The sequence below is a fragment of the Pedobacter lusitanus genome, assembly GCF_040026395.1.
Taxonomy (GTDB): Bacteria; Bacteroidota; Bacteroidia; order Sphingobacteriales; family Sphingobacteriaceae; genus Pedobacter; species Pedobacter lusitanus.
In genome coordinates, this window is the sequence record NZ_CP157278.1 from 2,294,583 (window position 1) to 2,319,090 (window position 24,508).

Here is a 24,508-nt window from a genome sequence, read left to right on the forward strand (position 1 = left end):
TGTTTTAGCCATGCCTACGAATGAAGCAAAAAAAACATAGCTAAAAAGTACAGAACTGTATTTTTTACTAAAAGATAAAAATTATAGGTTTAGTAATTAAATACATAGTATATAGAAATTAAACTGGATCGAAGATTTTGCCCGAAAACAAACAACATATACGTTTTCAGCTTGTTATTGAAGAACTCCATGGAATCTGGTGCGAAGGTATATGGTCTGAAACTGTCAGATGGGAACCCATGAATTAATCCGCATTTTAGAATAACACGAATAGCAATCAGAGCTCCGGAACTGGCATTCCGGGGCTTTATTCCGGTAAAAAGAGGCCCTAAGCTTTTTTACTTGATCAGCAGCTGCTGAAAAGATAGACTATCTCCCCTGAATGCATTGAAATCTACCACATGGTTAATCCCGGTAATCCTGGCTTTATCAGAATGCTGCCAGAAAGACCATTTGGTATTCGCCCCTGCGTTTAATTCTGCTTTATAATAATGCGCTATCCATAAAGGATAATCATCAAAATAGCCTTTCAGATAATCCTTATAAAAGACCAGCCCGGAATAAATAATTGGCTTCACTTTGGTTTTCTTCTCCACATGCCGGATAAAATCCTTTAATTCAGTCCTCATTTTCTCTGGTGATACCCCACTGAGCTGTTCTACATCAATAACCGGAGGCAGATCCCCTGCTTCAAATTTAACCGTCTGAAGGAAAAACCTGGCCTGCCATAAACCCGATTTTTTAGGAATAAAATAATGGTAAGCCCCGCAAACTATGCCCGCCTTTGGCGCCTCTCTCCAGTTGCGCTGAAAATAAGGATCTACACTGGCCACGCCTTCTGTAGCTTTGATAAAAGCAAATCTGATACTGACATCATCCTCTTTCATGGCTTTTACCTTATTCCAGTCTATCTTGCCCTGGTAATAGGAAACATCTATACCATGAATATTATAACGTTTGGGAATCTGGATAGCATAACTTTTATAGGTACGGTAATTCGGGTCCTCACCTATATCCAGTACCCACCGGGTTGCAGAAGTAAAGAGTTTAAGGACATAGCCATAATATAATGGAGAAAATAAGATGAGCAGCAATCCTGCAATGACAAATTTCCATTGTAAGGATAGTCCCTTTTTCTTCTTAGGTGCAGGTTTTCTGCGTTTTACCGGAGCTTTTGGTACAAGGGGCTGGTCAGCAAAAAGTTGTCCCTGATTGGATGGTGTTTTCTTTTTAGGTGGAGGCACGCGGTAAAAATACAAAAGGGCGGCCATTTAGCCACCCTTTGTTTATAGAATTATCTAAAATTATTTGCTTAGTTCTGCAAAATACTTGTGGAACAAAGGCAAAGTTTCAATTCCTTTATAGTAATTAAAGATATCGTACTTCTCATTTGGAGAGTGTAAAGCATCGCTGTCCAGACCAAAGCCTAACAACACAGATTTAATACCCAGTACATCTTCAAATAAAGCAACAATAGGAATACTGCCACCGCCTCTTGTAGGAATTGGTTTTTTGCCAAAGCTCGTTACAATTGCTTTTTCAGCAGCACGGTAAGCTACACTGTCTGTAGGTGTAACCACAGGCTCTCCACCATGATGTGCGGTAACTTTTACCTTCACAAAATCAGGAGCAATACTTTCAAAATGTTTCTGGAAAATAGCAGAAATCTCATCTGAATTCTGATGAGGTACCAGACGCATAGAGATCTTGGCATTTGCTTTTGAAGGCAATACCGTTTTTGCACCTTCGCCGATATAACCACCCCAGATACCATTAACCTCCAAAGTAGGTCTTGTACCGGTACGTTCTAAAGTAGAATATCCCTTTTCACCCCATTCAGCATTGATATCAAGATCTTTTTTATAGTCATTCAGATCAAAAGGAGCAGAATTTAAAGCCGCTTTTTCAGCTGCAGTCAGGTCTACAACTTTATCATAAAAAGCAGGAATAGTAATGTGATTGTTCTCGTCATGTAAAGAGGCAATCATTTTACATAAAATAGTAATAGGATTAGCAACTGCACCACCATAAACACCAGAGTGAAGATCTCTGTTCGGGCCGGTCACTTCTACTTCCATATAGGCCAGTCCGCGTAATCCGGTTTCAATAGAAGGATTTTCCATACTGATCATTGAAGTATCAGAAATTAACACCACATCGGCTTTTAAACGCTCAGTATTAGCATTAACAAAGATTCCAAGATTGCTTGAACCCACTTCTTCTTCTCCTTCAATCATGAACTTCACGTTGCAGGCAAGCGTATTGGTTTTCATCATCAGCTCAAAAGCTTTGACATGCATATAGAACTGTCCTTTATCATCACAGGCACCACGGGCATAAATCTTTCCATCACGAACTGTAGGTTCAAATGGAGGAGTATGCCACAGTTCCAGCGGATCTGCCGGCTGCACATCATAATGACCATAAACTAAAATAGTAGGCAGTGCGGCATCGATGATTTTCTCACCATATATAATAGGATAGCCTGCAGTTTCACAAATTTCTACTTTATCGGCACCTGCTTCTTTCAGTTTTTCAGCTACAAAAGCAGCCGTTTTAAGTACATCACCTTTGTATTTCGGGTCGGCACTTACTGAAGGGAAGCGTAATAATTCAAACAACTCGTCTAAAAAACGCTGTTTGTTGTCTTCTACATATTTTTTGATCTCTTGCATAACAAATGATTTTGGGCAAAGATAGAATATATTAAGGAAGACTAGAAGTACAGAAGCCAACCAGTCCGGATCAGATACACAACAGCTCCATAGTGAGTCCACCTTTTTACATAAAAAGGTGGACTCAACGTGGACTCATTGTGGACTTGAGGTGGACTCATACGCTTGTTAACCACATGCCATATCCACTATAAAAAGATATAAAATAAAACAGGGTCTGATTAAAATAAGAAGTATAGTTTTGTTATTTTTGTACCTTTTCATAAGCAAAATCTTATTTCAATTTGGATTATTTAGCAGGATTAAACCCTCAGCAACGTGCAGCAGTAGAGAATACTCAGGGACCGGCCATGATTGTGGCTGGTGCAGGATCAGGAAAAACCAGGGTGATTACATACAGAGTAGCCCATCTTATTGAAAAAGGTGTGGATGCGTTTAATATTTTAGTATTAACCTTTACCAACAAGGCTTCAAAAGATATGCGTGAGCGTATCTCTAAAGTTGTAGGGGGAGAAGCAAAAAACCTGTGGATGGGAACATTCCACTCCGTATTTGCCAAGATATTACGCGTAGAAGCAGAAAAGATAGGTTATCCGTCTAATTTCACTATTTATGATACGGATGACAGTAAAAGTCTGATCAGATCCATACTGCGTGAAATGCAGCTGGATGACAAGTTGTATAATGCAAACTTTGTATATAACCGGATTTCTTCTGCAAAGAACAACCTGGTAAGCCATGTGGAATACATGAAAAGTGCCGAAATTCAGGCTGAAGATATCAGTAACAAACGTCCTTTAATTGGTTCTATCTATGAAACCTATACTAAACGTTGTTTCAAGGCAGGAGCTATGGATTTTGATGATTTGCTTTTCAAAACCAATGTATTGTTAAAAGATAATCCCGATGTATTAAATAAGTACCAGCAGAAATTCAAATACCTGATGGTCGATGAGTACCAGGATACCAATTTTTCCCAGTACACCATTGTAAAAAAACTGGCCGCAGCTTATCAGAATATCTGTGTGGTAGGTGATGATGCACAGAGTATCTACGGATTCCGTGGGGCAAATATTCAGAATATCCTGAATTTCGAGAAGGATTATCCTGATCTGCAGGTCTATAAACTGGAACAGAATTACCGTTCTACCCAAAATATAGTTGATGTGGCAAACAGTATCATTGCCAACAACAAAAATCAGCTGGAGAAAAATGTATTCTCAGAAAATGAATCTGGTGACAGGATCAAAGTATCAAGAGCTTTTACAGATAACGAAGAAGGGAAACTGGTTGCAGAGTCTATCATGCAGGACAGATCTTCCAAAGGACTGAATTATAATGACTTTGCTATTCTTTACCGTACCAATGCCCAGTCAAGGGCAATGGAGGAAGGTTTAAGAAAACTGAATATTCCTTATAAAATATTTGGCGGACTTTCTTTCTATCAGCGTAAAGAGATCAAAGATTTAATTGCTTACTTCCGTCTTACTTTTAATCCGAGTGACGAAGAAGCTATCAAAAGAGTAATCAATTATCCCAAAAGAGGATTAGGAGATACTACCGTTGATAAAATTATTGTAGCTGCCGATCAGCATAATATTACGATGTGGCAGGTAGTCTGTGAACCACAGACTTATATTGCGGGCAGGATTGCCAATCAGCTGAATGATTTTTCTATGCTGATTAAAAGTTTCCAGGCGGAGTCCAAAAAACTCGATGCCTACGAGACGGCTTTATACATCGCCCAGCATTCCGGCATATTGAAAGAACTGCATACTGATGACAGTGTGGAAGGCCGCAGCAGATATGAAAACATTCAGGAATTACTGAATGGTATTAAAGAATTTGCTGAACGTGAAGATATTGAAGACAGAAGTCTGGCTATTTTCATGCAGGATGTTGCTTTGTTAACCAACGATGACAGACAGGACGATAAAGAAAAAGACACCGTTTCGCTGATGACCATTCACTCGGCAAAAGGACTGGAGTTCAAGAATGTTTATGTTGTAGGACTGGAAGAGAATCTGTTTCCTTCGCAGATGTCATTGAATTCAAGAACAGATCTGGAAGAAGAACGCCGTTTGTTTTATGTGGCTATTACCCGTGCAGAGAAAAAACTGACGCTGACTTATGCAACTTCCCGCTATCGCTGGGGTACGCTGACCAATTGTGAACCAAGCCGGTTTATCAGTGAAATCAGTGCAAGATTCCTGGAACTGGAGGTTGTCAAAGCCCCTAAAACAACTCTCGGATCGGATAGTTTTGATGGTGAACGCCGGTCATGGTCTCAGCAAAGGGATTCTTTCAGCAAACCTAAACCAGCATCCTCAGGTTCGGCCACTCAGACCGTACCTTCAAGGCCTAAAACCAGTACGATGCTGCCTACTGCACACATCCCGACACCAGGTTTTACGCCTGATGCGGCAAGTGCTTTCCAAAACGGTATGGATGTTGAACATGAGAAGTTTGGATTTGGTAAAATCATCAATCTGGAAGGTACTTTACCGGACGTAAAAGCGACGGTATTTTTCCAGGGATTAGGAAACAAGCAATTGTTATTAAAATTTGCTAAATTGCGGATTGTAAAATAAGGTTTATCTTTAAATCAAATTACAGAAAAACAGGCCCAGGAGCCTCTATAATCCCTCTTCAGCGAATACCACAAGAAATAAATAGAATGAATTTCGATTACAATACCACAAGAAACGAGTTAATTCTTGCAGAATACGGACGTAATGTACAGAACATGGTGAAGTATATTTGCGAGCTACCGGATCTGGAAGAGCGTAATAAATATGCTCAGGCAGTGATAGATCTGATGGGTTTTTTAAACCCACATCTAAGGGACGTTGCCGATTTCAAGCATAAATTATGGGATCATTTGCACATTATCTCCGGTTATAAAATCGACGTAGATAGTCCTTATCCCAAACCAACTCCAGAGATGGCATTGGTTAAACCTTCGCATATCGGTTATCCGCAGCAAAGGATCAAATACAAGCACTATGGTAAAACTGTTGAGGTGATGATCGAAAGAGCCATCGAAGTAGAAGAACCGGAGCGCAGAGCAGCATTGGTACAGGGTATTGCGAACTTTATGAAAATGGCTTATGTGACATGGAATAAAGATAGCGTAGCCGATGAAACTATTCTTAAAAACCTGAGTGAATTATCCGGCGGATTACTGCAGCTGGAAGAAAACATCAATCTGAACAAGGTTGAATTCAGACCACAGGCCAGCAGAACATCAACCAATACCAATCGCGGAAGGAATAACAACAACAATAAGGGAAGACAAAACAACAATAATAACCGTCCCCGCAGTAATTCCAATTCAAAACAAAGACACTAAACGAGCAGATTTAAATAATATAGGTTAATAGCACATGAACGCATTTGAAATTATAGGTGGGAAGAAGTTAAAAGGTGAAATTCATCCGCAGGGAGCTAAGAATGAGGCTCTGCAGATTATATCTGCCGTTTTACTAACAGAAGAAAAAGTCACTGTAAGTAATATCCCTGACATCAAAGATGTAAATAAACTGATCGAACTTCTGGGTGATTTAGGCGTTGAAGTAAACCGTTTATCCAAAGACACTTACACATTTGAAGCAAAAAATATAGATCTTGAATTCTTTAAATCAGCAACTTTTAAATCTAAGGGTGGCAGTTTGAGAGGTTCAATTATGATTGTCGGCCCGCTTCTTGCACGTTTCGGACAAGCTGCCATCCCTAAACCAGGTGGTGATAAAATCGGACGCAGAAGGCTGGATACCCACTTCCTTGGTTTTGAGAAATTAGGTGCGAAATTCAATTATGATGCTAAAGAATCTTTCTTCAACGTAGATGCAACTAACCTTAAGGGTGCTTATATCTTATTGGACGAGGCCTCTGTAACCGGTACAGCGAACATCGTAATGGCTGCGGTATTGGCTAAAGGAGTGACTACGATCTATAACGCTGCCTGTGAACCTTATTTACAGCAGTTATGTAAAATGCTTAACCGCATGGGTGCCAAAATATCCGGAATCGGCTCAAACCTGCTGACTATTGAAGGAGTTGACAAACTGGGTGGCACTGAACACAAAATGTTACCTGATATGATTGAAATTGGTTCTTTCATCGGCCTTGCTGCTATGACTGAATCAGAAATCACCATCAAAAATGTATGTTATGAAGAATTAGGGGTAATTCCTGATGTATTCAGAAAATTAGGTATCAATTTTGAACGCAGAGGCGATGATATTTATATCCCTTCTCAAAAACATTATATCATTGATACTTTTATTGACGGGTCTATCCTGACTATTGCAGACTCACCATGGCCTGGCTTCACTCCTGACCTGCTGAGTATTGTACTGGTAATAGCTACCCAGGCTAAAGGTTCAGTGCTGATTCACCAGAAAATGTTCGAAAGCCGTTTATTCTTTGTGGATAAACTGATTGAAATGGGTGCTCAGATTATTTTATGTGATCCGCACAGAGCAACTGTTAACGGAATCAACAAACAATATAAATTAAGAGGTATCAGTATGACTTCTCCTGATATCAGAGCAGGGGTTTCACTGTTAATTGCAGCATTATCTGCTGAAGGAACTTCAACGATATTCAATATCGAACAGATTGAGCGTGGCTACCAGGACATTGATACACGTTTACGTGCATTAGGTGCGCAAATCAAACGTGTTGATGCCAATTCGCCATCACACTAATATTTTAAAAGACAGAACAAAAAAAAGCCGGGATATATCCCGGCTTTTTTTTGTTCTGTCTTTTGCAGTTAAAAGAAAACATATCAAATAAGTTTCATTGTAATATAAAATAATAATCATTTTATTAAAATTCTGTATGCCAACTTTGGCCATAATGCGATGGATTATGCAGCCAATGTAGGCAAGTCTTCTACATTTGACAGTGAAACACAGAACAAATTTATTATCGACGGGCTGTTATGGCTTGGAGGTGCACAATAAAAAAGAAGATCAGTTTACAGAAATCCCTGTCTGAACAAATCAGACAGGGATTTCTGTTTTAAATAACCCCGATTTTTGTAACTTAACTAACCGTTAACCGTCTAAAGATTAACACTAACCAATTGATATGCGCCTCAACTCTCCCCCACAAAAAATCAATACCCTGATCTTTCTGTTTGCCTCTTTCAGCCTGATTTTACATCTGATCGGGTTAAATAATTATGGCATACACAGAGATGAGTTTTTACATATTGCGCTGGGCAATCACCTGAATTTTGGTTATGCAGAAGTCCCTCCTTTTATTGCAATGGTAGCCAGGTTTTCAGTTGATGTCTTCGGTGACAGTGCTTTTGCCGTTCGTCTAATCCCGGCTATTTGTGCTGCTTTAACGGTATTAACTGCTGGATTCATTGTTAAAGAAATTGGAGGCAAAGGTTTTGCAGTAACACTTTGCTGTATGGCCATTGTCCTGTCTCCAGGCTTTTTAGCAACGGGATATTTATTACAGCCCGTAGTATTTGATCAGTTCTGGTGGACACTTAGCTACTATCTGCTGATTAAGTACATCAGGACCAGGCGTAACGGATACCTGCTTTGGCTGGGCCCGGTTATCGGCCTTGGATTGCTCACCAAATATGCCATCCTGTTTATTATTATAGCCATCATTAGTGGAATTTTACTGACCAGGGAACGCAGATTATTGCTAAAAAAGCAGCTCTATATCGCCGCAGTTTTTGCCTTCCTGATTTTCCTGCCTAACCTGATCTGGCAATATCTGCATCATTGGCCTGTATTAACCCATATGAAGGAACTTACAGACACACAGTTAAACAATAATACGCTAAGCGGGTTTATCAAAGGACAACTGATGTCAAATGGTACCGGACTGCTGATCTGGCTGCCTGGCTTATTGCTTATATTCTTTCATAAAAACCTTTTACCCTACCGGTGGGTTGGCTTTAGCTTTCTGATCCTGATGGGGCTGTTAATTTATTTCAAAGGCAAACCCTATTATGCCTTTGGTGTATATCCGGCATTATTTGCCTTAAGCGCCTATGGAATTGAATCAGTAACCCGTCGCATCCCTGCGGCCATAAAATATACAATGATCTTTCTGTTAATGCTGCCTAATCTTTTGCTTGTGCCACAGGCCATTCCTGTTTTACCCATAAATCTTGCTGTGGATTACTTTAAAGCCATTCAACTCGACAAACTTTTCTATTGGGAGGATGGGAAGAGACATCAGACTTCACAGGATTATGCAGATATGATTGGCTGGGAGGAAATGACTGCTTTAACGGCAGAAGCTTATGCCAAAATCCCAAAAAACCTGCTTAAAGAAACTACCATTTTTGCTGAAAATTACGGAGAAGCCGGGGCAGTTGATCATCTGGGTAAAAAGTATCAGCTTCCTGCAGTAGTTTCGCTGAGCAGCAGTTTTACGCTCTGGGCACCTGAACGTATACCTTATCAATGCATAATCTATATAGATGATAAAGGACAGGTAGAAAAAACCAGACGAGCTTATGCCAAAGCCGAACTGATCGGTATAGTAAATAATAAATTATCCAGGGAATATGGTACAAAAGTATGGTTGCTCACCGGAGCAAAAACTGATATCAATCCGGGTTATATATCCGTTCTGAAAGCTAAAAGACAGTAAGATAGAGTATAGCAAAAAGAGCCTGCAGGATAGGTAAACCCGAAGTTTAACTCCGGAAGCCTATTGCTGCAAGCTCTTTTTACAAGTGATTAATCAGCGTATCTTAAACAGATATCGCATTGATAATGTCGTACTGGGTAATAATTTCAAAATTACCTTTTTCATCCTCAACCAGTACTGCGCTGTTCTCTTTGTTGATCAGTGCAGAAATCTTATCAATTGAGGTATTCATATCTACAAACGGGAAAGTAGCAGACATAATCTCTTTAACCGGTGCAGATTTCAATGAAGGGTTTTCCAGTAAAGCTTTCAGGATATCTCCTTCTGCCAGTTTACCTACAACCATTCCCTGCTGGGTAACCGGAATCTGAGAAATATTCAGCATGTTCATTGTATTGATCGCCTCCACAATAGTTTTCTCACAATCAATAGTCACAATCTCAGACTGCTCTTTCTTAGACAGAATAGATCTGGCTGTTAATTTTTCATCCTTAAGGAAACCACGTTCTCTCAACCAGTCTTCGTTATACATTTTACCCATATAACGGCTACCGTGATCATGAAAAATCACCACAACCACATCTTCGGGTTTAAGTTTATCCTTTAACTGTAACAGACCCGCAATGGCAGAACCTGCAGAGTTACCTACAAATATCCCCTCTTTACGTGCAATATCACGTGTCATCAGCGCGGCATCTTTATCTGTTACTTTTTCAAAAAGATCAATCACATCAAAGTTGACATTCTGCGGAAGGAAATCTTCTCCGATGCCTTCAGTGATATAAGGATAGATCTCATTTTTATCCAGTATACCTGTTTCTTTATATTTTTTAAAAACAGAACCGTAAGTATCAATTCCCCATACTTTAATGTCAGGATTCTGTTCTTTTAAATACTTTCCGGTACCGGATATAGTTCCTCCGGTTCCAACGCCCACTACCAGGTGGGTGATCTTTCCTTCAGTCTGTGCCCAGATTTCCGGCCCTGTCTGCTCATAATGAGCTGCTGTGTTAGCCAGGTTATCATATTGGTTAGGTTTCCATGAGTTTGGAACCTCACGCTCCAGACGCGAAGAAACGGAGTAATAGGAACGCGGATCTTCCGGCTCCACATTGGTAGGACAAACGATTACTTCTGCGCCAAAAGCACGTAAAGCATCAACTTTTTCCTTAGACTGTTTATCTGTTGTTGTGAAAATACACTTATATCCTTTGATAATAGCAGCCATAGCCAGGCCCATACCTGTATTACCGGAAGTACCTTCAATAATGGTTCCTCCTGGTTTAAGCTTGCCACTTTGTTCTGCGTCTTCAATCATCTTTAAAGCCATACGGTCTTTAATAGAATTACCCGGATTGGTGGTCTCCACCTTTGCCAGTACAGTCGCCTGAATTTCTTTCGTAACGCTATTCAATCGCACCAATGGTGTATTGCCAATAGTTTCTAATATGTTATTATACCACATGTTACAAAAGTACGACTTGATTCCTAGAATTTTATTTCTATTATATATTCGTAATCATATTTTGAATAAATCAATTTAATAAAATTATATTCTGAATATAGCTTAACAACCTACCCCTGACATAGATATTATATGGCAAAACAGGCTTGAGTTAAGCGCTAAATGAGCTGATATATCTTTCCCGGAAGTGAAATCAGGACACCTTTCATCTCCAGATTCAGTAAATGCAATACGAGCTTATGCTGTTGTATACCAGCCTTCAATCCCAGCTCATCAATGCCTGAAGGAGCTGCTTTCAAAAGTTTTACCAGGGTAATTTCTGCTGCAGAAAGACCGTTAAACAAAGGCTCCTGTACCAGCGCATTCACCGGCACAGCAGTTTCCCAGCCCATATAATAGACCAGGTCTTCAGGCTGACTGATCAGACCGGCCCTATTCGTTTTAATCAGAAAATTGCAGCCCTGACTGCAGATATCGGTTGTCCTGCCCGGGAAAGCAAAAACGTCCCTGTGATAGGAATCTGCAATTCCTGCTGTAATCAGCGCCCCTCCTTTTACAGCTGCTTCTACTACCACGACCACATCTGCAAGACCGGCAATAACCCGGTTCCGTTTGGGAAAATTTCCTTTCTCAGGAATTGTATTTAAAGGAAATTCCGTGAGCAGACCTCCGCTCTCCAGCATTGCACCGGCAGTTTGCCGGTGAGCAGCGGGGTATACCCGGTCCAGTCCGTGTCCCAATACCCCGACAGTAGGTATTTTATAGCACAAACTTTGTCTGTGCGCTGCCACATCAATACCATAGGCAAGCCCGCTCACCACCAGCACATCGTAATGCTGCAATAAACTGATCAGCTGCTGACAGAGCAGCAGACCGTAAGGGGTAGCCTTCCTGGAACCAACAATACTGACTATTCTGGGATGGTTCAGATCGGCTTTGCCTTTATAATAAAGCAAAACCGGAGCATCACTGCAATCCTTTAAACGCTGCGGATATTTATCGTCTGTATAAAAAAGGACTTCTATCTGATGCTGATCAAGAAATGTTAATTGTGCTGCTGCCAGACTAAGTGCATTGGTCCGGAGAATTTCATGTACCCTGAAAGGCTCCAGACCTTCAACCTGCATCAATGCGGCTTCACCTGCGGCAAAAATAGCCTCGGGGTTATGAAAATGGGCCAGCAAACATTTCGCTGTTACAGGACCAATATTTTTAATGAGGGTAAGGGCAATCTGATGGAGTATACTCATGGGCTAAATTAATACTTAGCCCACTGATACTGGTAATTTATTTTGGGAAACTGCCCTGATATCAGCCAGTTTAACTGATTTCCGTTAGTTAACAGGGAATATAAACAACAAATTTAGTCTCGAAAAAGTCCTCTTCAAAATAGGCCGACAAAGGATATAATTCAGCTTTTAACCTGGATTCACTGATTTCTTCAGCTAACTCCCCACCCTTCAGGTACAGAATACCATTGGCTATGGCATTTTTTGAATTCTTATTGAACTTATCTTTTATCCAAGGATAAAAATCAATTAAACGGGTTACCGCACGTGAAACCACGAAATCGTATTTATCATTTACCTGCTCCGCTCTTAAATGAGAAGCTTTGACATTCTTTAGCCCGAGAGCAGCAGCAACCTCGGTCACCACTTTAATCTTTTTACCAATAGAATCTACCAGGTGAAATTCTGTTTCAGGGAATAAAATGGCCAAAGGAATACCAGGAAAACCACCGCCGGTACCTACATCCAGAACCTTCTCTCCTGCCTTGAATGTACAGAATTTAGCAATTCCAAGAGAGTGCAGGATATGACGTTCATAGAGTTCTTCAATATCTTTTCTGGAGATCACATTGATCTGCGCATTCCAGAAACTATATAAATCAAACAACTGATCAAACTTTGCGATCTGATCTTCACTGAGATCTTTAAAATACTTTTGTATGAGGGCTGAGCTTATTTCCACTTTACTTTTTTAACAAATATAGACAGAATGCCATTAAACACTAAGAAAATGAACAGCAGAATATCCAAAACAGGAAACCACCATCTCAAATCCGGATAATTCAAGCGTTTAAGCAAACGGGGGTAAATAAAACTTCTAATGATCAGGCTCAGTGCAAAAACACCGGCAGCCAGATAATTAGCAGGTTTAAAAAACATTAATGCAATAAACAGGGCATAAAACAGAAACTGAAATATGATCTGTAAGGATAAAATAAATTTATGTCTGGCCTTATAGAACTTACCGGCACCAAAATGTCTTTTCTTTTGTCTCAGATAAGCGGAGAAACTGGTATTCGGTTCTGACCACACGTGTGTCAGCCGGTTTAGACGAATCTCTGTATTCTGAGGGGTTGCGTGGGCATTTACAAACAAATCATCATCCCCTGACGGGATATGCATATGCGCTGCAAAACCTTTGTTTTTAAAAAACAATGACTTTTTATAAGCCATATTTCTGCCGACACCCATATAAGGCATTCCGTCCAGTGCAAAAGCAAGATAGTTAACAGCAGTAAAAAACGTCTCAAAACGGATCAGACTGTTCAGCAGTCCACGTTTACGGATATACGGAGAATATCCCAGTACAATTGCCGTCTGCTCACTGGCAGGCTGCTGCATTCCTGTTAACCAGTTCTCTGAAGCTGGCACACAATCTGCATCTGTAAAGACCAGCCAATCGTGTGCTGCCGCCTTTATCCCCATCGTTACGGCAAATTTCTTACCGGCAATGAACTTCTCTCCCTCTGCAACAGTCACTACCTTAAGGTGTTTATACTGGGCAACAAAGCCCTTTAAAACTTCTCTGGTCTGATCCCATGAACGGTCATTGACTACGATAACCTCAAAATCCGGGTAATTTTGCTGTAACACAGCAGGTAAATACTGAGTCAGGTTCTCTGCTTCGTTACGCGCACAGATAATAACACTCAAAGGTTTAGCTGCCTGTTCCGGCAGTTCTTCTACTTTAACAAGAGCCAGTTTTAAATGTACAGATAAACTAAAATACAGCTGAACGGCAAAACAAAAAATGAGGGCACCCAGCAGGCAACTCTCTAGTAAGGTTAATTCCACGATGGTTTTTTTGACAAGCGCCAAATTTCTGATTTTTAATCTGTAATGCGGGCCTATGTTGATAAAAAATTAAACAATTTACTGAAAAATTTAAAGACAGCTCCTGAAGGGTCTTTAAATTTAGATGGTGTAAACCGGGTGTTTTTTCATACTTTTGCCGAGATTTTTTGAAGCGTACACACATTTATGAAATTTACCTTACAGGCAAACGACCCTCTGTCAAAAGCAAGAGCAGGAACAGTTACTACTGCTCATGGCGATATCCAAACACCGATTTTCATGCCCGTGGGCACCGCAGGAACAGTAAAAGCTGTTCACCAGCGTGAACTTAAAGAGGATATTGAAGCCCAGATTATTTTAGGAAATACCTATCATTTATATTTAAGACCAGGACTTGATGTACTGGAAGGTGCTGGTGGTTTGCATAAATTTATAGGCTGGGACCGCCCTATTTTAACCGATAGCGGAGGCTACCAGGTGTATTCTCTGAGTAAGGTAAACAAGATTAAAGAAGAGGGTGTAACGTTCCGTTCACATATAGATGGTTCAAAACACCTTTTCAGTCCGGAATATGCAATGGATATTCAGCGTACCATCGGAGCCGATATTATCATGGCTTTTGATGAATGTACTCCTTATCCATGTGATTATAAATACGCAGCAAATTCTATCAATATGACGCACCGCTGGTTAAGACGCTGCTGTGCCCGTTTTGATTCTACTGAGCCAAAATACGGCTTTGACCAGACTTTATTCCCGATCGTACAGGGCTCGGTTTACAAGGACCTCAGAATGAAATCTGCCGAGTTTATTGCGTCTATGGATCGTGAAGGAAATGCTATTGGCGGTCTTTCGGTAGGAGAACCGGCCGAAGAAATGTACGGCATGACCGAAGTTGTCTGTGATATTTTACCTGCAGACAAACCGCGCTATCTGATGGGCGTAGGTACACCGATCAATATTTTAGAAAATATAGCGTTAGGGGTAGATATGTTCGACTGTGTAATGCCGACCAGAAATGCACGAAACGGAATGCTTTTCACCAGGAACGGAATCATTAACATCGGCAATAAAAAGTGGGCGGATGATTTTTCTCCTATAGATGCAGAAAGTGATTTATACGCTGACCAGGTTTATTCAAAAGCATACCTGAGACATCTGATGCACTCTAAAGAGATGCTGGGTGCACAGATTGCCACTTTGCATAATCTTCATTTTTATCTGTGGCTGGTTAAAGAAGCCAGAGAAAAGATCATCAGCGGGGAATTTTACGCCTGGAAAAACAAAATGGTGACTATATTAGGGAATAAATTGTAAATGAACATCCTCAGAGGCAGATTTAAGATTATTGACCGTTTTATTATTGGCAAATACCTGGGTACATTTATTTATACCCTGAGTGTGTTTGTGGTCATTATTGTTATTTTTGATTTATCAGAGAAAATGGATGACTTCTTAAGAAGTAAGTTGTCTGCCTGGCAGGTAGTCTGTCAGTATTATGCAGGTTCCATCCCGTTCTATGTGAATATGCTCTCTCCCCTGATTAACTTCATTGCAGTAATTTTCTTTACAGCAAAGATGGCAGATCAGACAGAGATCGTCCCTATTTTAAGCGGAGGTGTAAGTTTCAACCGTTTTTTACAGCCTTATTTCATCTCCGCATTTATTATCTTCTCGTTTAATCTGGGGTCTAATTTATATATACTCCCCTATACCAATCAGCTCAAAAACACCTTTGAGAACACCTATGTAAAAAAGAATGACCCCACGAGCAAGCCTAATATTCATATGAAGCTTGATGATAATACTTATATCTACATGGAAAGTTTTGACAACAAAACAAAGTCCGGATATCGTTTTATGCTGGACAATTTCAAAGGTGATGTTCTGACTAAAAAGGTAATTGCGGATCAGATTAAGTGGGATTCTTTAAAACGCAGCTGGAAATTAACCAACTACTCTATCAGAACTGTAAACGGCCTGAAAGAGAATATGTTTAAAAGCATTGATAAGCCTAAAGACACGATACTGGACATGCGTCCTGATGATTTTTCTGCTTATGATAATATTTATGAAATCTTAACCAACAGGGAGCTTTCTGATAAAATCAAGAAAGAAAAAACCAGGGGAACCGGTATTGAAAACGACCTGCTTTTTGAGCAGTATAAACGATGGCTGCAGCCTTTATCGGCTTTTGTACTCACGCTGATTGGTGTTGCCTTATCTTCCAGAAAGGTAAGAGGAGGCGTTGGCTTACCCCTTGGAATAGGGATTATCCTGAGTTTCCTGTATATAGTAATGAACCAGTTTGCCAAAATGTTTTCACTTAAAGGCGGTATACCACCCCTTCTGGCAGTACTGATCCCAACCCTGTTTTTTGGCTTACTTGGTCTTTATCTCTTAAAAAAAGCACCCAAATAATGACCACGCCTGCTCATTCAGCTGTCAGCAGGAATCTGCTGATTCTTCATTTTACAGTTTTTATCTGGGGCTTTACAGGCATACTGGGCGCTTTAATTTCAGTGGGTCCGGTAGCGATGGTCTGGTACCGGGTTATGATCGCCAGCATCACCCTTCTGATCTATTTTAAAGCCACAAAATTCAGTATCCGGGTAAGCCGTAAAGAATTCCTGCAATTCTTCTTTACAGGCAGTATTGTGGCCCTGCACTGGATTTTATTCTTTCAGGCCATCAAAGTATCAACAGTATCAGTAACACTGGTATGTCTCTCCTCTTTCACTTTATTTACAGCTATTCTGGAGCCCATCATTAAAAAGACAGCAGTACAGCTCAGTGATATCTTTATCGGAATAGTAATCATTTTGGGAATCTATCTGATCTTTCACTTTGAATCCAGCTATACAGCAGGTATTATTTTTGGCCTTTCAGCTGCTGTGGCTTCCAGTCTTTTTTCTATTATCAATTCTAATTTCGCACAAAAAAGTGATGCCAAAGTGATCAGTTTTTATGAACTTTCGGGTGCATTTTTCTGGATTACCATCTATCGTTTATTTGATCAGAGCCTGCTCAGTGAGAGTTTCAACCTGAGTGTTCCGGACTGGATTTACCTGATGATATTAGGTACTGTCTGCACTGCTCTTGCCTACATTGCAGGGGTCTCGGTTATGCGTACCCTGTCTGCTTTCAGAGTAGCCCTGATCAGTAATCTTGAACCTGTTTACGGGATCATTCTGGCCTTCCTTTTCTTTGGCCATAAAGAGACCATGTCTGCCGGATTTTACCTGGGATCTGCCTTGATTTTAGGTGCGGTATTTTTATATCCCGTTTACAAAAAACGCAGAAACAAAAGCTAGTCAGCCAGGTTAAAAAACAGGGGAGAGGCCCCTCCTTTTTTCCCATTGCAAACCAGCTTGATCTTTATTTTCCGGATCAGATTCAGCAACCGGTTTTCTAAAAAAAACGACTTCCCCCTCAACCATTCTTTCCGCTAAAAAAGACCTGATCCGCCAATCATTCCTGTGCAGGAAAAATTGATTCTGATCTTATCATTGTATAAAAAATATCAGAGGATTTTTCTGCAGACTCTTATTTTGAAAGGAATAAGTGTATCTTCAGCGCATCATCAGATAAGCGGTATTTTTTTGTTTTTCAATCCTGCATTATCAGGCAGTTACAAGCATAAAAAACAGCAAACAAAACTGATAAACTACTGAAAAACAAATAACATATAAAACTATATATCAAATATTTAAGACTAAATATATAATTTTATACAACAGATAAAACGAAAATAAAATCACCTGAAAAACTAATTATTTTAGTAACACAAAATAATGCAGCAAAGAATAAAAAATAACAAACTTATAATCAGTGTTTTAATACTAATAAGCTCAATATCAATAGCAGATAAAGCCTGTGCACAGATTTTTGGAGGAGAACAGAACCCGCTTAGTGTAAACTGGAGACAGATTAACACATCCGGGTTTAAAATTATTTACCCGGTAGAACTGGAATCTGAGGCGCAGCGAATGGCCAATAATATCCGCTATATATTCCCGAAGGTGGGACGCAGTCTGAGCGTTAAAAAAACCACCATTCCTATTATCTTTCAAAACCAGGGTGTCATTGCAAACGGCTTTGTTCAGCTGGGGCCTAAAAAGTCTGAATTCAATACCACACCGCCTCAGTCTTTTGACAGCCAGGACTGGCTGAATAACCTTGCAGTTCATGAACTCCGTCATATGGCCCAGTTTGATAAACTGACTAGTGGCAGGCCTTATCCTTTTCCCGAAGAAGTCTATTTTGCATGGATGGGTGTCAGCATCCCTTTATGGTTTTTTGAAGGTGATGCGGTATCGAACGAAACCTCGCTTACCCACGCCGGACGCGGCCGTCAGCCCAGCTGGATCATGCCTTACAGAACTGCCCTGCTGCAGGGGAAAAATCTGTCTTACAGCAAAGCAAATTTTGGTTCTCAGAAAGATGTTACTCCGGGCTATTATCAGCTCGGTTATCTGCTGGCTTCCCACATCCGTGAAGCGTCCGGAAAATTTGTCTTCGACAGTGTCCTGACAGATATTAAAAATCGCCCGCTGCGTATTTATCCTTTTGCCGGCAGTCTTAAAAAATTCAGTGGTAAAACCGGCAGGGCATGGTATCTGCATACTGCTGAAAAAATAAAACAGGACTGGGAAAAACAAGCTGCACTGAGCCCTTCAAAAGACTACCCGGTACTCAACCAGGAAGCAAAATATGCGACGGATTATAACCTTCCGGTAAAAATATCTGATGGAAGCATCCTGGTACTTAAACAAAGTAAAGCTGCAGCAGCAGCTTTTACACTGATAGACAAGGACAAAAGAGAGCACCGCATACAGGGAATCGGTCAGCAGGAACAACCCTGGTTCAGTTATGCCAATAACCTGGTCGTTTGGGACGAGATCAGACTGGACCCAAGGTTCCAGCAAAGAAGTTACAGCGTTATCTGCAGCTATAACCTCCTGACGAAAAAAGTTAAAAAGCTGAGCACCAGATCAAGAATCTTCTCCCCTACCCTCTCTGCTGACGGTTCTAAGCTCGTTGCTGTACAAATTGATCTGAGCAACAAAATCCAGCTGATCGTCATGGACGCTGCAAATGGAAAAATTATCCGGACTTATCCGAATCCTGAACAGCTGTTACTGCAAACTCCTGCTTTCAACAGCACCGGTGATATGATCACTTATGTCAGCGTTTCTGAAAAAGGAAAAGCACTCTGGACAGTTGACAGCAACGGTAAAACCGAAAAGCTGATCAGCGAGACGCAGCAGCAGTTAAGCAGACCGGTATTCATTGGCCGCGACATCGCATTTAACGCTCACTACAATGGAATAAACAACATTTACAGTATAGATGTCGTTTCAAAAAAGATAAGCGCTCTGAGCGCCTCAAAATACGGAGCGTTCAATCCTTCGGTCATCAATGGCACCGACAGCATTTTATTCAACAACTATAACCTGTATGGTTATGAAGTAGCCCAAACAAAAATTGAGGCGCTGAAAACCGGCAAAGACAATTTTGTTTTCTTTGGAAAAGCAGCCGAAGAACAGGAAAATACCGGAAATGTATTTGATCATATTCCTGACAGCAGCTTTACTTCCACTCCTTACCGTAAACTGGGAAACCTGATTAATGTCCATAGTATAATCCCTGTAATTGCTGATGAATACAAAGGCGGCCTGCAGTTAAGATCAAATAACCTGCTGAATACTTTTGACGCTTATGCGGGAGTAAATTATCAGCGGGACCTGGGCAGGTTTGAATACAATGCCGGAGCGAGTTTCAAAAGTCTGTACCCTATTTTCAATGTCAGTTTCACCAACAGACCCCGCAGAACCTTTTATTCCACGGGTATGGGAACCAGACAGGGAGACTGGAGAGAGAACTATGTTAAACTGCAGGCCATAGTCCCGGTCAATCTGAGTGCTCAGAATCATAATTACAACTTTTCGGTTAATGCCGGAACCAGTTATACCCAGAGATATGAGGCAGAAAACCTGCCAGCCAATTTTGTAAAGAGCATCAGATTCCCTCTGGAAACCGGCTTTACTTTTACGCATACCACCCGCACCGCAGAAAGGGACATTGCTCCGAAATGGGCACAGGTTTTAAAATTCAGTTATTTCAGCCAGCCATTTGACAAACAGTTAAGCGGAGATCTTTTTGCCGCAGCCGGTTTCCTTTATTTTCCCGGACTGGCCAAAAACCACTCTTTCCTGGCTAACTTCAATTTTCAGGAGGCTACCGGAATCCGTACTTACAATAATGAGATCAACACCGTTTACGGGTACAACAACATCATGGCAAAAAGCCGGCTTAAAAATACTTTGCTTTTTAATTATCGTTTCCCGCTTTTTTATCCTGATGTAGAAATCGGACCACTGGCTTACATCAGAAATGTAAGAGGTGGTGTATTCTGTCACTACGAAAACCTGGGTACAGACAGTAATTTATCACAGCCAAAGACCTACGGATTTGAACTCCATGGGAATATGAACCTGCTCCGTTATCAGCCAAACGTTGATTTAGGTACAAGATTTGTGTTCGTCAACAAGGAATATCATCATAATCCTATCTTTGAACTCATTGTTAACTATACATTTTAAGCTCATGCGTACCAAAACCATCCTGATTATCATTCTCACTGTATTAATCACCATTTTTCTGATGATGAATACAGACGCAGTACAGTTCGATTTTATATTTGTTAAAAAGGACATTTCCAAGCTGCTGGTTGTAGGAATATGTACTTTTGCAGGCTTTCTGCTGGGTTACTGGGCAGGTCGTCCAAAAACTGTAATCAGTACCTATGACAGAAATGAGGACGAAATTCTTCCTGTTACTCCTCCGCCTGCCGGCAAAGGCACATTAAGCGACGAAGACAGAGATTACATCAGCTAATCAATATTTAAAGTTCAAATATGTCGTTAAACCGGGCAACATGAAATCCATTTTTAAGGACGGTTTTTGTTTGCCCGCTTTCGGGATTGAGCAAAGGGTTAGTATGATTCAGGTGAATGAAATAAATTTTATCCTTCTCTTGTTTTGAAAGCTGCTTAAATAATTCCATACTTTCCACCACCAGCGGATGCGGAATTTCGGTAATCGGTCTGTTGTTCATTTCAGCAGCATCATAAAAAGTAGCATCAATAAAAGCATAATCCACTTTCCTGATTTCTTCCACAATATTTTTATTCCACCTGGACCATTTATCAATATCCGGGATGAACAAGGCTTTTTTATGCGGCCCCTGAATAAGATAACCCACTGTTTCCGAGAACTCGTCACGATGAGGAACTTTAAAGGCCGTTACGCTGATATTGGAAGAAAGCACATTAACCTTTTCATCCTGAACAGGTTTAATACTGATGTTATTTAAACTGACCAGCTGACTCCACGGCCCGTTATGTTCTAAAAATGTCTTCATTTTTGGCATGGCGTAAACGGATACCTGTTTAGCATTAAGCGCTTCTCTGCCCAGATACATTAAACCGGCATAATGGCCAATATGTGCATGCGTGATAAAAATCCCGTCGGGTACTTCTTTAGTACTGAACTCAGCTTCTTTTTTCAGTTTTTTCATCTGAAACGGAAGATCCGGCGTGGCATCAAATAACCAGTTTAGTTTATTTTCAGGATCAATCACACCCAGAGAAGAAACCATACGGGTTGGATCCGGATGTTCAAACAGATCTTTGCAGCAAGCTTTGGTACAGCCCACATGAGGAGAACCTCCGTCCTGAACATTACCCAGCACAATTAAAGAAGGAACAACAACTTTCAGCTTCGGCTGGGTATGAATGATTGACTGTGCATTTACTCTGGTAAAGGCCAGAAAAAGAAAAAAGATAACTATTGATGATTTCATAGGATCACAACTATCATTTTGATTTAAACTATGGACCCGGCCAAAGTAGAGAATAAAATCAGTTTTTCTGGCGCTTTTTAAACTTTTCTATATCTTGTTCCTTATCATTAAAACGATAAAATATGTCACACAGGGTTTATTTATATAATACCGGCGAACCTGATGAGCTCAATGGTGAAGAGGTAATGATGATGGAATGGGGTTATGAACTTTCTATTCTGCTGCATCCTTTACTCACAGGAAAAAGTATTCTGGCAGACAGCAACTTCGACCTCCATATCAGCCTCAATCCTGACGAACCACTCGTCAGTCCGAGTCTTTTCTATGAAGCCCCCGGCGGCAAAGAAAACTTTAAGAGATTTTATAATTTTATAGAAAAATATCAGGAAGAATTAATTGATCGTCCAGAGCAATTCAAAACTGCGAAAGAAAATCTCTTTAAATACCTGGATGATTTAAATCAGCCTTACTTCCAGTTAAATGCATCTGATGTTTTTAACATGAGTGAGCAGAGCCATGCTGATCAGGCCAGAGAGCTGCTGGAAGATATCAATTATAACAACACAGTTATCAATAATGCAATTGATGCAGATGATCACACTCAGTTAAATCTTGCCTTATTCACCAAACATACAGGACTGGGTTTTAAAGACTTTAAAGCGCTGTTAAATTACCCTGATTTTGATTACGGCTGGGCCATAATTGACCATCCCGAACCAGCTGACGTGGTAATTTTTGAAGAAAACGAACTCTGGGGACTGAAAGACAGCGCAGGAAAAATCTTGATTGCTCCGGTTTATCAGGAGTTTTATAATTTCAGCTATGATGATATGGCTGTCGTTGCTGTTGCCGGTCAGTTTGGTTATGTCAGTAAAAATGGGGATGAGGTTATCAAACCTCAGTTTGATGATGCTTTCGACTTCGAAGAAGGTTATGCCCCCGTAATTAAAAATGGATTGTATGGGTTAATTGATAAAAAAGGGACAATTATTATTGACTTCAGGTATCAGGAGCTTACTGACATTCTTTCGAATGGCCAGTATTTCACCGCTCAGTTAAATGATAAATGGGGTGTTATCGATATAAAAGACAGGATACTTTTACCTTTCGAACTGGATAACTGTGTGGAATCTGCCAATTACGGGTCAGCTTTTATGGTCTCTCTACCCCATAAAAAAGCGAAATCAATCTACACCAGCCGCTTTGTCTACCTGACGGAATGCGAACCTCATTTGGTGAAGGAATTAAACATACCGGGCGAATCTTATCTCTACCAGGTAATCAAAAATAAACAGACTGACGAAAATATATTATACAATGATCAGGGTCAGCTGCTGCTCAGTGGTTATGAAAAAATAGTCAATAATCTTTATTACATCTTTGTTGTCAGAAAACAGAAAAAACAAGGTATCATCAATTATAAAGGCGAGGTTATACTGGGTTTTGATTATGACAGGATTGACCAGCTTGAGACCTATTTAAATGAACCTTCCCAAAGTCTGTATCCGGCAATACCTGACGAAGCTAAAGATGAGCTCTGCTGTTTCTTCAGTATCAAACAGCAAAAGAAATGTGGAATTTATCTCTCAGCAGGTAATTTTCATCAGCAGCTTACCGGATTGCTTTATGATGAAATTACTTCTCTAAGCAATACGATGCTTGCCGTAAGGGAAAATGGGCAGTGGGGTGTCGTTGATGTATTTGGAAAACCTCTTTCGGCAATCACCTACGATTTTATCATCCGCTGCAACAAATCTGCCGACTCGGCTTATGCTTACCGGGACAATCATGTCGTGATTATTAGTCCGGAGACTATTACTGATGCCGATCTTCAGGATCTGCAATATGATATCGATTCAAATAAAGAGTACGGGTACTATAACTTTGACAGTGACAAGGCGATGAAACTGCAATCTTATATTGATAAAGATCTGCCAGCAGGAGATATCCTGACCAACAAAGCAATGGACCTGCTGGAATCAGAAAATTCAGTTAAAGCTATAGAACTTTTACAGCAGGCAACAGAACTGGGGCATGCGCGGGCGATGAATGAGCTGGCTATTATTTATGAAGATGCTGATAACCAATACCCTGAATATAAAAACGAGCAGGAATCTTTTAAATTATTTCTGAAATCTGCTCAGGCAGGTTCTTATGTAGCGATGTATAATACGGGTATCTGTTATTCATCAGGTATGGGTACGCCAGCTGATCCTGAGCAAATGTGCTATTGGTACACAGCCGCACTCAATGCAGGATATATGCCCGCAGCAATCAAACTGGGAAATTATTATTATGACCGGGCCGGTGGAAATGAAAATTACGAACAGGCTTTAAAGTATTATATCATCGCAGAAAAAGAGGGTGAGACTTTAAATGTGGAACTGGCCTGGTTATATCATTATTTTGGTGATCATACTCATGCGCTTCCTTATTTATTGAAGGCAGCCGCTGATGATGAGAGTTATGCGCACTGGCAACTGGGCACTTATGCGCAGGATGGAATAGAGATGAAAGTGAATATCCGGCTGGCAATTGACCGTTATAAAAAAGCAGCTGATAAAGAATATAGCGATGCTTATGTGAATTTACACCAGGTCTATTCTTTTATTCCGGGTTTTGAAAACAAGGCCCTGGCAGCAGTGTATAAAGAAAAAGCAGAGTCGGCAGGTTTGCAGGTCGTGCAAAAACAGGAAAGCCTCCTGGATAAGTTTATCAATATCTTTAGAAAAAAATAGTTATCCCGTTTTCAGGAATAACTATTTTTTGATAGTCTGTTATA

General features: G+C 40.5%; 17 protein-coding genes. 10 read left to right on the forward strand and 7 right to left on the reverse strand.

Going from position 1 to position 24,508, the window contains the following annotated elements; genetic code table 11:
- Window positions 1-338: 338 nt before the first annotated feature.
- Both PL_RS09620 and PL_RS09625 read right to left on the reverse strand, forming a co-directional pair.
- Window positions 339-1,271, reverse strand: a complete 933-nt coding sequence (locus tag PL_RS09620; RefSeq protein WP_052495938.1) for a glycoside hydrolase family 25 protein — start codon at window positions 1,269-1,271, stop codon at window positions 339-341.
- A 33-nt stretch (window positions 1,272-1,304) separates the two neighbouring features.
- Window positions 1,305-2,675, reverse strand: coding sequence for a dipeptidase (locus PL_RS09625; protein WP_041877148.1), 1,371 nt, complete (start codon window positions 2,673-2,675; stop codon window positions 1,305-1,307).
- A 284-nt stretch (window positions 2,676-2,959) separates the two neighbouring features.
- Here PL_RS09625 and PL_RS09630 point away from each other — a divergent pair, with 284 nt between their 5' ends.
- The 4 genes from PL_RS09630 (at window position 2,960) to PL_RS09645 (ending at window position 9,311) form a co-directional block, all read left to right on the forward strand.
- Window positions 2,960-5,266, forward strand: a complete 2,307-nt coding sequence (locus PL_RS09630; protein WP_041877149.1) for an ATP-dependent helicase — start codon at window positions 2,960-2,962, stop codon at window positions 5,264-5,266.
- Between the two features lie 86 nt (window positions 5,267-5,352).
- Complete coding sequence (locus tag PL_RS09635) at window positions 5,353-6,027, forward strand: DUF4290 domain-containing protein (RefSeq protein ID WP_041877151.1); 675 nt, start codon at window positions 5,353-5,355, stop codon at window positions 6,025-6,027.
- A 34-nt stretch (window positions 6,028-6,061) separates the two neighbouring features.
- Entirely contained in the window at window positions 6,062-7,387 is a 1,326-nt protein-coding gene (gene murA / locus PL_RS09640; RefSeq protein ID WP_041877153.1) for a UDP-N-acetylglucosamine 1-carboxyvinyltransferase, read from the forward strand.
- 388 nt (window positions 7,388-7,775) lie between these two features.
- Window positions 7,776-9,311, forward strand: coding sequence for a glycosyltransferase family 39 protein (locus PL_RS09645; protein ID WP_041885819.1), 1,536 nt, complete (start codon window positions 7,776-7,778; stop codon window positions 9,309-9,311).
- Between the two features lie 103 nt (window positions 9,312-9,414).
- Here the strand turns inward: PL_RS09645 and PL_RS09650 are convergent, their stop codons facing one another.
- The 4 genes from PL_RS09650 to PL_RS09665 form a co-directional block, all read right to left on the reverse strand.
- A complete protein-coding gene (locus tag PL_RS09650) occupies window positions 9,415-10,776 on the reverse strand; it encodes a pyridoxal-phosphate dependent enzyme (protein WP_041885817.1) in 1,362 nt (453 codons plus the stop codon).
- Window positions 10,777-10,934: 158 nt separating this feature from the next.
- A complete protein-coding gene (gene dprA, locus PL_RS09655) occupies window positions 10,935-12,026 on the reverse strand; it encodes a DNA-processing protein DprA (protein WP_041885816.1) in 1,092 nt (363 codons plus the stop codon).
- An 88-nt stretch (window positions 12,027-12,114) separates the two neighbouring features.
- Window positions 12,115-12,747: a 16S rRNA (guanine(527)-N(7))-methyltransferase RsmG gene (gene rsmG, locus PL_RS09660; protein WP_041885815.1), complete on the reverse strand. Its 633-nt coding sequence runs from the start codon at window positions 12,745-12,747 to the stop codon at window positions 12,115-12,117.
- Window positions 12,738-13,859, reverse strand: a complete 1,122-nt coding sequence (locus tag PL_RS09665) for a glycosyltransferase (protein WP_041885830.1) — start codon at window positions 13,857-13,859, stop codon at window positions 12,738-12,740. Before PL_RS09665 ends, rsmG begins: the two co-directional genes overlap by 10 nt.
- A gap of 186 nt (window positions 13,860-14,045) precedes the next feature.
- Between PL_RS09665 and tgt the strand changes: the two genes are divergently transcribed.
- The 5 genes from tgt (at window position 14,046) to PL_RS09690 (ending at window position 20,759) form a co-directional block, all read left to right on the forward strand.
- Window positions 14,046-15,176: a tRNA guanosine(34) transglycosylase Tgt gene (tgt, locus tag PL_RS09670; RefSeq protein WP_041885813.1), complete on the forward strand. Its 1,131-nt coding sequence runs from the start codon at window positions 14,046-14,048 to the stop codon at window positions 15,174-15,176.
- The gene (locus tag PL_RS09675; RefSeq protein ID WP_041885811.1) at window positions 15,177-16,280 is read left to right on the forward strand and encodes an LptF/LptG family permease; all 1,104 of its coding nucleotides are present in this window, start codon (window positions 15,177-15,179) and stop codon (window positions 16,278-16,280) included. It begins immediately after the preceding gene.
- Window positions 16,280-17,173, forward strand: a complete 894-nt coding sequence (locus PL_RS09680) for a DMT family transporter (RefSeq protein ID WP_041885808.1) — start codon at window positions 16,280-16,282, stop codon at window positions 17,171-17,173. Before PL_RS09675 ends, PL_RS09680 begins: the two co-directional genes overlap by 1 nt.
- A gap of 480 nt (window positions 17,174-17,653) precedes the next feature.
- Window positions 17,654-20,464, forward strand: a complete 2,811-nt coding sequence (locus PL_RS09685) for a TolB family protein (RefSeq protein ID WP_041885804.1) — start codon at window positions 17,654-17,656, stop codon at window positions 20,462-20,464.
- Window positions 20,465-20,468: 4 nt separating this feature from the next.
- A complete protein-coding gene (locus PL_RS09690; RefSeq protein ID WP_041885803.1) occupies window positions 20,469-20,759 on the forward strand; it encodes a LapA family protein in 291 nt (96 codons plus the stop codon).
- A gap of 7 nt (window positions 20,760-20,766) precedes the next feature.
- On the opposite strand, the gene PL_RS09695 is transcribed toward PL_RS09690, so the two are convergent.
- Complete coding sequence (locus PL_RS09695; protein WP_041885801.1) at window positions 20,767-21,726, reverse strand: MBL fold metallo-hydrolase; 960 nt, start codon at window positions 21,724-21,726, stop codon at window positions 20,767-20,769.
- 122 nt (window positions 21,727-21,848) lie between these two features.
- Here PL_RS09695 and PL_RS09700 point away from each other — a divergent pair, with 122 nt between their 5' ends.
- Window positions 21,849-24,464, forward strand: a complete 2,616-nt coding sequence (locus PL_RS09700) for an SEL1-like repeat protein (protein ID WP_041885799.1) — start codon at window positions 21,849-21,851, stop codon at window positions 24,462-24,464.
- Window positions 24,465-24,508 lie beyond the last annotated feature (44 nt).